This is a genomic window from Companilactobacillus sp. HBUAS56275 (genome assembly GCF_036913655.1).
GTDB lineage: Bacteria > Bacillota > Bacilli > Lactobacillales > Lactobacillaceae > Companilactobacillus > Companilactobacillus pullicola.
Genome location: NZ_JAYKKK010000009.1, coordinates 32030 through 42487 on the forward strand (window position 1 = coordinate 32030; position 10458 = coordinate 42487).

11 protein-coding genes are annotated in these 10458 nt (G+C 37.1%); 5 read left to right on the forward strand and 6 right to left on the reverse strand.

What is annotated here, in order from left to right:
* Window positions 1-18 precede the first annotated feature (18 nt).
* Window positions 19-939: a DMT family transporter gene (locus U8526_RS12885; protein WP_334342349.1), complete on the reverse strand. Its 921-nt coding sequence runs from the start codon at window positions 937-939 to the stop codon at window positions 19-21.
* A gap of 126 nt (window positions 940-1065) precedes the next feature.
* On the opposite strand from U8526_RS12885, the gene U8526_RS12890 reads away from it, so the two are divergent.
* Together U8526_RS12890 and U8526_RS12895 are read left to right on the forward strand one after the other, a co-directional pair.
* Complete coding sequence (locus U8526_RS12890; RefSeq protein WP_334342350.1) at window positions 1066-1962, forward strand: ABC transporter ATP-binding protein; 897 nt, start codon at window positions 1066-1068, stop codon at window positions 1960-1962.
* A complete protein-coding gene (locus U8526_RS12895; RefSeq protein ID WP_334342351.1) occupies window positions 1955-3175 on the forward strand; it encodes an ABC transporter permease in 1221 nt (406 codons plus the stop codon). The genes U8526_RS12890 and U8526_RS12895 overlap by 8 nt, the downstream gene beginning before the upstream one ends.
* A gap of 172 nt (window positions 3176-3347) precedes the next feature.
* Here U8526_RS12895 and U8526_RS12900 read toward each other — a convergent pair whose 3' ends face one another.
* Window positions 3348-4067, reverse strand: a complete 720-nt coding sequence (locus tag U8526_RS12900) for an MIP/aquaporin family protein (RefSeq protein WP_334342352.1) — start codon at window positions 4065-4067, stop codon at window positions 3348-3350.
* Window positions 4068-4396: 329 nt separating this feature from the next.
* Here U8526_RS12900 and U8526_RS12905 point away from each other — a divergent pair, with 329 nt between their 5' ends.
* Window positions 4397-5341, forward strand: a complete 945-nt coding sequence (locus U8526_RS12905; RefSeq protein ID WP_334342353.1) for a D-2-hydroxyacid dehydrogenase — start codon at window positions 4397-4399, stop codon at window positions 5339-5341.
* Window positions 5342-5420: 79 nt separating this feature from the next.
* Entirely contained in the window at window positions 5421-5843 is a 423-nt protein-coding gene (locus U8526_RS12910; protein WP_334342354.1) for a hypothetical protein, read from the forward strand.
* 13 nt (window positions 5844-5856) lie between these two features.
* Here the strand turns inward: U8526_RS12910 and U8526_RS12915 are convergent, their stop codons facing one another.
* The 4 genes from U8526_RS12915 to proB all read right to left on the reverse strand — a co-directional run bounded on the left by U8526_RS12915 (window position 5857) and on the right by proB (window position 9284).
* Window positions 5857-6327: a GNAT family N-acetyltransferase gene (locus U8526_RS12915; RefSeq protein ID WP_334342355.1), complete on the reverse strand. Its 471-nt coding sequence runs from the start codon at window positions 6325-6327 to the stop codon at window positions 5857-5859.
* On the reverse strand, window positions 6308-7555 hold the full coding sequence (locus U8526_RS12920; protein WP_334342356.1) for a glutamate-5-semialdehyde dehydrogenase: 1248 nt from the start codon (window positions 7553-7555) through the stop codon (window positions 6308-6310). Before U8526_RS12920 ends, U8526_RS12915 begins: the two co-directional genes overlap by 20 nt.
* 478 nt (window positions 7556-8033) lie before the next feature.
* Window positions 8034-8459, reverse strand: coding sequence for a MarR family winged helix-turn-helix transcriptional regulator (locus tag U8526_RS12925; protein WP_334342357.1), 426 nt, complete (start codon window positions 8457-8459; stop codon window positions 8034-8036).
* Window positions 8460-8474: 15 nt separating this feature from the next.
* Window positions 8475-9284: a glutamate 5-kinase gene (gene proB / locus U8526_RS12930; protein WP_334342358.1), complete on the reverse strand. Its 810-nt coding sequence runs from the start codon at window positions 9282-9284 to the stop codon at window positions 8475-8477.
* 101 nt (window positions 9285-9385) lie between these two features.
* On the opposite strand from proB, the gene U8526_RS12935 reads away from it, so the two are divergent.
* A complete protein-coding gene (locus U8526_RS12935; protein WP_334342359.1) occupies window positions 9386-9664 on the forward strand; it encodes a LysR family transcriptional regulator in 279 nt (92 codons plus the stop codon).
* Window positions 9665-10458 lie beyond the last annotated feature (794 nt).

Consider the following 10458-nt stretch of genomic DNA (forward strand, 5'->3'; position numbering starts at 1 on the left):
CGTGTTTTTTTGTGTGACTCAATCTCGATTTTTATAGCGGAATTTCAAACTAAACAGGTCTGGTGGTAAAGCCTGTAAGAAAGTGATTCCTAAAATTAATAATGCTCCAATCAGTTCAGCGCCACTTACCTTTGTATTCAATAAAGTCACTGCCAAAATAGTAGCCGTTAAAGGTTCAAAGGCACTCAACATTCCCGTTGTGGAAGGTGTTAAATAGTTTAAACTTTGTAAATAGAATAAGTATGAAAACATTGTTCCACCGGTAATAATAAAGATAATTGAAATCCAAGCGGTACCAGTCAAAGCAGGCACATTGGTTAGATCGGCAAAAGGTGCAAAGACGATGCCACCTAATAACATCGACCAACCGGTTACGATACGAGCGTCGAAGCGTTTTAGCAATTCTCTAGGCAAAAGGGTGTAGGAAGCTTGGCTCAAACCAGCGCAGACACCCCAAAAAATTGCGGCAGGTGATAACATCAATTGTCCAATGTGGCCGTGAGTTACTAATAGAAACGTCCCAAACAGAGCTAAAACAATAGATACAATGTCGATTCGTCGTGGCCACTGTAATTGACGTAACGACAAATAGAGAATAATAAATAGTGGTCCTAAAAATTGTAAAACAGTAGCGGTTGGTGCATTACCATATTTGATGGCCATAAAATAAGTGTACTGAGCTGGCAACATTCCTAATAAGCCAAAGGCCAATAGTTGTACGACGTAACGTGGCTTTTTTAAGATGGCAAATAATTCTTTAGAATCGACAAAGTAACACCAAATAACTAGCATTAAGCCGGCAAAAATTAGTCGAATACCGACGATCCATTGAGTGGGGATACTTTCTTCGGTGAAGAGGTATTGTGCAATACTGCCAGAGAATCCCCATAGAACTGGCCCCATGATTGCATAAAAGAAACCTTTTTGTTTATCAGTCATATAAAATCCCCCAAGACTCATATTAAGCATACTGTAACATAAACATATTCATAAAAAAGCCTTAAATAAACATAGCGTGTAGAAAACCCTGTATAATTTAAGGTAATTATATAAGGGGGAAAGCCAATGCTAAAGATAGATCATATTAGTAAGCAGTTCGGTGAGTTACAAGCTTTAAAGCAAGTGACATTTGATGTTGCCGATGGTGAAATTCTGGGATTGATTGGTCAAAATGGAGCCGGGAAGTCGACTACTTTTCACAGTATTTTGAACTTCCTGAATTACCAAGGTAATATCGCATGGAACGGGAAACCCATTACAGAGAGCGTCTTCGATGAAATTGGTTATTTACCGGAAGAACGTAGTTTAATGCCCAAGTTGACCGTTGAACAACAAATCGTTTATTTAGCACGCTTGAAAAATAAGCCAGCCAAAGAAATTAAACCCAAAATTGACGATTGGTTGAAAAAGTTTGCGGTTAAGGGGACTAAGAAAGATAAGATTAAAGACCTATCTAAAGGTAACCAACAAAAAGTCCAACTGATTTGTACTTTAATTCATGATCCTAAATTGATTATTTTGGATGAACCATTCAGTGGCCTTGATCCAGTCAATTCTGATTTATTGAAACAAGCCATTTGGGATGCTAAAAAACGTGGAGCTGCCATAATTTTTTCCAGTCACGATATGGAAAATGTGGAAGAGTTGTGCGATAAATTGGTCATGTTACGCAACGGTAAAGTGGTTCTGTACGGAACAGTCCAAGAAGTGCGTGATTCCTTTGGTAAAACAAGAATTTACGTTACAACTGATAAAACAATCGACGAACTAGCCATGTTGCCACATGTAGTAGCCGCTAAGCCATTAGAAAGTCGCCGTTTTGTTCTTTATTTAGATGAAGAATCTTCAGGACAAGCTATTTTTGATGAATTAACTCACGGTCAATATATTGAAGAATTCAGTCAGCAAGCACCAACTCTAAATGAAATCTTTAGAAGAAAGGCCGGTGAGAAAGATGAATAAATTATGGATCGTAACTTTTGAAACTTTCCTCAGACAAGTTAAATCGTGGAGTTTTGTCATGTTGATCTTAGGACCTTTCTTGATGTTAGGTATTACAATTGGGGCCGGATATCTAGGAGCTTCTAGTGGAGCCAATAGCTCGAATATAGCGGTTATCAGTTCCCAATCAACACTGAGAAAAAACTTTTTAAAGTCAAATTCTGACGATATTGATACGAAAGTTACTGATGAAAAAGCTGCCGCTAAGAAGATGAAGGACGATGATCTGGCAGGTTACGTTGTTTTTAATACAGATAATAAACAAGTAACGGCTAGATATGTCGGAACAACTTCAATGAGTTCATCGATGAAAACAAGAGTGAATTCCTTCTTATCTCAAACTCAACAGCAATTGAATATGGCTCAGGCAAAACTTTCCAGTCAGCAATTGCAAGCTTTGCAGCAACAACCAAAATTGACGGAAAAGATTCAGGAAAAGGCGGGAACTGCCAATTTAGGTAAAATCATTTCTTTCTGGATCACAGTTATTATGGTCTACATGATTCTGATTACTTACACAAGTATCACAGCTCAAGAGATCGCTTCCGAAAAGGGAACAAAAGTTATGGAGATTATTTTCTCCAGTACCACAGCTCTAAAATATTTCTTAGGCAAGATTTTTGGCGTATTGTTAGTCATCTTGACACAAATTTTGGTCTATCTAGTCGGAGGTTGGGGCGCCTACATCTTCGCCGAAAACTCATCCTTAACGAAATCGATTGTCACTCAGTATCAATCACTGATCGATTCAGTTTTGCATAATTTATTGAGTGTCAACTTGATCTATCTATTGTTGGGAGTGGTCATTTATACTATCTTAGCGGCCTTTTGTGGAGCTTTAGTAGCCAAAGTAGAGGATGCGTCAAAAGCTGCTCAACCGGTCATTATGTTGAATTTAGTAGCATTCTTTGTTACGTTCCCATTCCAAAATAACGTGGATTCAATTGTTGTAAAAATTTTGTCCTACGTTCCATTCTTCTCGTCATATTTCATGCCACTACGTTTGATCAATAACAATGCTAGTGCCATGGAAATAACAATTTCATTATTGATTTTGTTAGCAAGCATTATTTTACTGGCTATGTATATTGGAAAGATTTATCAAGGCTTGATGTTACAAACAGATGATTCTAGTTTCTGGAAGAGATTTAAACGTGGTTTGTCTTATAAATAGTAAAAGAACTCTAACTTCAATGTGAAGTTAGAGTTCTTTTTTGAATAAGCATTGTTTAATCCAATACATTTCATTTCGAAAAAAAATTCAAACTAAAAAGACGTTCATACCTGTATTGGCATGAGCGTCCTTTTTGAAATATCTATGTTTTATAGTGTATTACTCTTTCTCTTTAGAAGAATGCACCATATAATTTAACGGCACAGATGGCACCTAAGATTGGTGCAAGTACTGGTACCCAACTGTATTTCCATTGTGAAGAACCTTTTGGATTTAAAGGTAATAATGCGTGCAATAGACGTGGACCTAAGTCACGAGCTGGATTCAAGGCTGGACCTGTTGGGCCACCGAATGAAACAACTAAACACATAACTAAGAATCCTAATCCGATAAAGTCGGCACGTGGATCGATATGATCTGATGTCAAAGCAACGGCACCGAAAACTAAAATAAATGTTCCAATAAATTCGTTAATAAATCCGTTGATACGACTGTTTTCAGCATCAATAGTTGAGAAGGTACCTAAGATACTTTCAACATTTTCTGTTTTATTGTAATAAGGCTTGTAGGCGGCGACGATCATCAATTGACCGAAGATGGCACCTAAGAATTGAGAAATGATATATGGACCAACTTCAGCCCATGGGAATTCTCCATTGAAGGCTAAAGCTAAAGTCATAGCTGGATTAATTTGACCACCGGAAATGGGACCAAACATCATGGCTGGAATCATAACACCGATACCATAACCAAATCCAATCAAGATCCACCCACCGTGGAAACCTTTTGTTCCTTTTAATTCAACGTTGGCAACAGAACCATTACCAAGGGCAACCATGATGGCTGTTCCGATAAATTCAGCGACGCAACGTACTAACAACGTATAGTGCATAATAAATACTACCCCTAAATGTAATTTAAATTTTCCCATTAGATTTACGTTATAGTTAGTAAAACACGAATATTAAAATTCACTCAAAAATGGGTCAATCATATGTAATTCGTCATAATTTGTCTTTTGTGAGTGCAAATTAACATAAAAAAATTGTCCCACCAATAAGGGGCAATTATCACTAACATAAATAGTAAAATAAATCAAATAATGAGCAACGTGTAATATTGTATCATACATTCCGAATATTTTTTGCCAAACAATTAAAAATTGAGCAGTTTTTGCTATATAGTTATGACATAACCAAAATTTAAAAATGAGGTAGAAAGATGAAAGTTCTAAGTTTAGTTAATTTAACCAAAAAACAACGAGAGAAGATTGAATCAATTTCTAACATTGATTTACAAGTTGTCTCTCCTAAACAGGTCACACCAGAGGATCTAGATGGTGTCGAAGTACTTTATGACTGGTCCAATACTTTAAAAGACGCTGTAATTAAAAGCGACACATTGAACTGGATCCAAGTTGTACGTGCAGGTGTTGATGCACTGCCATTGCCTGAATTAGATAATAAAGGTGTTATTTTAACTAATGGCTCGGGTGCTAATGCAATTAATATTGCGGAACAAACTTTGGCTTATATGTTAATGTTTGTCCGCAGAATGAATTTGACCGCCAGACATCAAGATGCTAAAGAATGGAAACATGATAGTGGCTATAACGAAGTCTACAATAAGACAGTTATGATCGTAGGTGTTGGTCATATCGGAACCTTGATTGCTAAATATGCCAAGGCTTTAGGTATGAAGACGGTTGGTGTTCGTCACAGAGAAAAACCAAATGAATATATCGATGAAATGGTTGCTATGCCAGATATCGCTGACAAAATTGGTGAGGCTGATTTTGTGATCAATGCTTTGCCTGATACAGAGGCTACACTTGGGATTTTCAATAACGATTTATTCGGTGCCATGTCTAAGAAAGCTTACTACATCAATATCGGTCGTGGTAAGACAACTAACATGGATGACTTGGTTGAAGTATTGAAAGACGGAAGAATTGCTGGTGCTGCTTTGGATGTAACAACTCCAGAACCATTGCCAAGCAGCAGCCCACTTTGGGATATGAAGAACGTTATTATCACACCACATGACGCTGGGATGAGCGTTCACTATGAAGAACGTGCCTTTGATATTTTTAAACGTAATCTTAAGTCATATGTGGAAAACGGTGAAGTAGTTGAGAATGTAGTTAATTACTCGCTTGGCTATTAAAAAATCGACATGTTTACGGTTACAAAAGTTAAAGTAACTTGAGAAATTCGACAGAAGTATTTAAAATTGAGTTAGATATATGAAAGGAAAAATAATGTTATCTAGTGACTATTTTATAGGATTCATGTCGATTTTCTTGTTTTGGCTCTTACTATTACTTTTGGAAATAATTTTAAACATGAGGAACACGATAATAGAATTATCTTTCTTTTCTGATGAAAAACTAAGTACATTGGATAGAAAACTAGATCAGCGTTTCGGAGCCCGGTTTCAAGGACTCTTTGAATTTATTGAATTTTTGATTATCGGTTATATTGTCTATGAAGTATTGACTGATTTGAGATTTCAAGGCTTTCAATTAGATGCATCATCATTTGGACAAATTATCTTCTTATCTATCATTGTTGTAGCTGTGATGGTGGGGGATGTACTATTGATTGCCAAAGACTTGCATATCTATAAATTTATTAAGCATTCAGTTGCTCTATCTAAAAAGAACTAAAAAAGAAACTTCCCTAGGGAAGTTTCTTTTTTAGTCTAATCATATCTTTTAAAACTAATTTATTTTCGATAATTGGCTTTGAATAGTTATCAACAAAGAAATTGGAATCTATGTTAACAACTCGAAAGCCGCATTTTTGGTATAGGTAGAGTTGTGCAAAACTAGTGCTACCAGTACCAATTTCAATTGTTTTGTAATCGTGCTTTTTAGCCCAATCGCAGGCAAAGTTGATCAAGTCTTCACCTAATCCGTGATTACGATACTTTTCATCCACAGCAATATTCACAATTTCCACTGTTCGTGGGTGAGTAGCTAACAGTAAAATAACACCTAATAAATCTTTTCCACAGACTAATTCAAATTTAAAGGATCTTGCAAGATAGCTATTGATAATTTTTTTGGATGGATCGGCATCTAGAAGTAACTGCCAATGAGCTTGCGTGATTTGTTCAATTGGTTGGATCCTATTGTCTGATTTGTCCATCGCCTTGCACCAAATACTTTGTTGTAGTTAATTCGTTGGCACCCATGGGACCTCTGGCGTGAAGCTTTTGAGTACTGATACCGATCTCGGCACCAAATCCAAATTGCTGGCCATCAGTGAAGCGGGTTGAAGCGTTGGTATAAACTACGGCGGCATCGATTTGTTTCATGAATTTGCGACTGCTGCTGTAGTTCTCAGTGATGATAGATTCACTGTGTTTAGTGTTGTATTTATTGATGTGCTTGATAGCGTCATCGATCGAGTCAACAATCTTAACAGCGATGATATAGTCATCATATTCCGTGCCCCAGTCCTCTTCGGTTGCGGGAACGATATCCGGAACAATGGCTTTCGATAAAGTATCACCACGGACTTCAACACTATTTGCACGTAAAGCGTCATAGAGATCAGGTAAAAATTGGTTAGCGATGTCACGATGTAAAATTACTTTTTCAGCGGCATTGCAGACGGAAGGGCGTTGAACTTTAGCGTTGATGATTATCTTCAAGGCTTTGTCCAGATCGGCATCCTTATCAACGTAAATATGGCAATTGCCGGCACCAGTTTCAATGATAGGAACCTTAGCTTTATCAACGACCATTTTGATGAATTTGCCACTACCACGAGGAATCAAAACATCAATGTATTGGTTGAGCTCCATCATCTTTTGGGCTGTTTCATGACTGACATCGTCGATCAATTGGACAGCATTTTGATTGATACCAACCTTTTGAAGGGCATGGCGTAAAGTCTCGGATAGAGCAATATTAGAGTTGATGGCTTCTTTTCCACCACGTAAAATAACGGCATTTCCAGCTTTGAAACACAAGCCGGCCGCATCAACAGTAACATTAGGGCGAGCTTCATAAATCATACCAATAACGCCTAAAGGAACACGTTCTTGAGTGATATCCAAGCCACTAGTTGTTTGCCATCCACGATCAACTTTACCAATCGGATCAGGTAGTTCAACGACTTGTCGTAAGCCATTGGCCATATCGTTGATACGATCAGGTGTTAACAAAAGACGATCCAACATAGCTTTCTTAGTACCATTTTCCTTAGCTTTGTCGTAGTCTTCTTTGTTAGCAGCAACGATTTCCTTAGTATTTAATACCAAACTGTCAGCCATAGTTAAAAGGGCTGAATTCTTTTCCTTGGAACCTAGTTGTCCTAATTCAAAGGCAGCTTCTTGGGCCTTTTGACCCATTTCTTCGAGATTAGTCATAAATATTCACTCCTACAAACGCTTTCTAATGTTTTAAGTATATCAGTTATTGGAAAAAGTGGTTATAGCAAGAATACGTTTAAATTGCCGTCTTCCACAAAAATTGGGAATGCCTTGGAACGCTGTGGGCGCGCTTTGAAACTAATTATTTTACACTTCGTGCAAAATAATGGATTTCCAAAGTCGGCCTCATTGTAAATGGCAAAGCCATTAACAATGATTTCGCGGCTGAAGGCATTCCCAATTTTTGTTCCAGACTAAAGAGTATCCTGTTTGTTTGATTTGAGGTAAATTGTTGAGTTTACTATCATGAACGTGAAAAAACTAAATTACAATAATAGACACCTTAGTTAAGAGCAAAAAAATAGCGGACTATTGTCCGCCACTTTCTTGTCTAAGTAATTTTAAATTTTTGTTTAGCGTTGTTGTATCAACGTAATTCATATTGTACCGCAATATATGTGGCTGTCAACATAAATTAATCATTAATGATATTATGACAAACTTTATCGATCATTTCTAAGAAGAGACGTTGTTCTTCAGAACTTAGCCCTTGAGTGGCATTTTTCTCGGCATCTAACAAAATGGCCTGAATCTTTTGTGCCATTTCCGTACCGTTAGCAGTTAAACTGACCAAGGTAACTCGTTTGTCTTTTTCAGACTTAGAAGTCTTGACCAAATCAGCTTTTGCCATGCGGTTAACTGATTTAGCGATGGTTGAATGATCGACGCATAAGGTGGTTACTAATTTATTTTGTGAAATATTATTATTCTTCAATAATTCCAATAAAATCATATCTTGACCAGGGTAGAGTCCCATTGGTCTAATCTTTTTTGTAACGAGATTCTTGTAGCTGGTAATTAAAGTGATAATAGCTTTGGCAATTGGATATTCGTTATTCATAAATTCCTCCTGTGGTTAAATATTTTTGGAGAAGAGGGTTCCAACTGCGTCACCGGAAAGAATATTGAAAATGATATTAGGATCTTTACCGTTTGTAAGAACCATTTGTTGATTATGTTTCAAAATCAGTTCAGCAGCCTTGAGTTTGGTTGTCATACCGCCAGTTCCATACTTAGTTCCGTGTCCACCAGCAGCTGCAATGATATCGGGATTGATTTTGTTGATGCTGTCGATTAAATGGGCTTCAGGAACTTTGAGGGGATTGGCTGAATAGAATCCGTCAATGTCAGATAACATAATTAGCAAATCAGCGTCGACTAAATTAGTTACGATGGCGGATAATTGATCGTTGTCACCAAACTTAGTGTGGTGGTCCAATTCGGAAACGGTCACGGTATCATTTTCGTTAACGATAGGGATGGCGTTATCCATGGAGATCAATTCTTGGAAACTATTCATTACGTTAGTATGACTTTCGGGATAATCGATTATATCACGTGTGATCAGCATTTGGGCTACTGACATCCCGTAATCGTGGAAAGCTTCATTGTAAATTTGCATTAGTTCAGCTTGTCCCACAGCAGCGACGGCTTGTTGCTTAGAAATCTTGATAGGACGCTTATCGATACCCAGTACCCCCATACCGACACCGATAGCTCCTGATGAAACAAGAACGACATCTTTGCCGTCTTTCTTCAAAGTGCTAAGAACTTTGGCTAATTCTTTAATAACGGTTAAATTGATTTTACTGTTTTGACGAATCAGTGTACTAGTACCGATTTTAACAACGATTCGGTCACCGTAAATTTGGCGCTTATTTTGCATTTTTTCATCCTCTAAAAATAATTGATTAAGTTTGTTGACTATTGAACACCAATATCATTATGCTAAAGCAAGAAGTGAAATAAGAAAAGGGTGTATTTAAATTGTATAAAGTGTTGATCGTGCTCCACGAAGGTGACGACTATATCCGAATGAATAAAGTTTACATTGAAAGTATGCCCGTGGCTGGACAATACATTATTCATACGGATGGATTGCCTTATTATGTTGAAGAAGTAACTACTTTTGTCGGTTATGTAAGCAGTAAAGGCGCCATCGCAATAGTGGTTGTTCATCCAGCCCCTAAAGATTCCGCTGTTAATAAGTTATACGGGGTCGATATTGAACGGGATTTAGATGATCCTGAATATAATAAAAAATAATTATAGATATGTAGAGATAGATGCCAAATTTATATTGTTTGGTTGGTGTTTGAATGCCGTCGGCAGTAGAAAATCTGTGGGCCGCTGGAACGTGGCGGACGCGGCTTGAAGCTAATAATTTTTCACTTCGCGAAAAATCATGGATCTCCAAGTCCGGTCTTCTACTAACCTTGCTTCGCAAGCTAAGTAGAATTTCGCCACTGAGGGCCCACAGATTTTCTACTACCGACTAGATAACATGTTTTATCTTTATTTCAAAAGATTTTAAAAAATGGTAACAGCATTTGTTTAGAATTCTGAATAGGTGCTGTTATTTTTGTTCTAAATGTTAACCTAATTAATATGATTACAAATATAAATAATACTATAAAAAATGTTGATGGGAACTTTTTTTATGATTGTGGATACATATGTGAATGGCCAGTTAACTTGAAACTATAAATATTCTTCAAAACAGCTTCAAACCAGTATTCAAAGTAAAAAATAATAGCGCTTATTCTGATTGCTCAATACCTAGATTATTTTAGGAATTGAAAATTAGAATAGACGCTATTTTTAATTTGGGAGTTAAATGTTATTCAGTCGGAAGCAAAATCTCTGTGGACCCTCAGTGGTGAGATTTGACTTAACGATTTATCATTTAGTCAAAGACCGAGCTTGAAGACAATTGTGGTTTTCAATTGGCTCCAAGTCGTGTCCACCACGTTCTGCTATAGTCCCACTATGGTTGACATTTTAAATACTATAAATTCATATTCTCAGCCATGGAGGGATTTTATGCCGAAATACACATC

What these genes read in the sequence shown, in the direction of transcription:
- U8526_RS12885 (WP_334342349.1), bottom strand. Translation starts at nt 939, where the DNA reads ATGACTGATAAACAAAAAGGTTTCTTTTATGCAATCATGGGGCCAGTT.
- U8526_RS12890 (WP_334342350.1), top strand. Translation starts at nt 1,066, where the DNA reads ATGCTAAAGATAGATCATATTAGTAAGCAGTTCGGTGAGTTACAAGCT.
- U8526_RS12895 (WP_334342351.1), top strand. Translation starts at nt 1,955, where the DNA reads ATGAATAAATTATGGATCGTAACTTTTGAAACTTTCCTCAGACAAGTT.
- U8526_RS12900 (WP_334342352.1), bottom strand. Translation starts at nt 4,067, where the DNA reads ATGCACTATACGTTGTTAGTACGTTGCGTCGCTGAATTTATCGGAACA.
- U8526_RS12905 (WP_334342353.1), top strand. Translation starts at nt 4,397, where the DNA reads ATGAAAGTTCTAAGTTTAGTTAATTTAACCAAAAAACAACGAGAGAAG.
- U8526_RS12910 (WP_334342354.1), top strand. Translation starts at nt 5,421, where the DNA reads ATGAAAGGAAAAATAATGTTATCTAGTGACTATTTTATAGGATTCATG.
- U8526_RS12915 (WP_334342355.1), bottom strand. Translation starts at nt 6,327, where the DNA reads ATGGACAAATCAGACAATAGGATCCAACCAATTGAACAAATCACGCAA.
- U8526_RS12920 (WP_334342356.1), bottom strand. Translation starts at nt 7,555, where the DNA reads ATGACTAATCTCGAAGAAATGGGTCAAAAGGCCCAAGAAGCTGCCTTT.
- U8526_RS12925 (WP_334342357.1), bottom strand. Translation starts at nt 8,459, where the DNA reads ATGAATAACGAATATCCAATTGCCAAAGCTATTATCACTTTAATTACC.
- proB (WP_334342358.1), bottom strand. Translation starts at nt 9,284, where the DNA reads ATGCAAAATAAGCGCCAAATTTACGGTGACCGAATCGTTGTTAAAATC.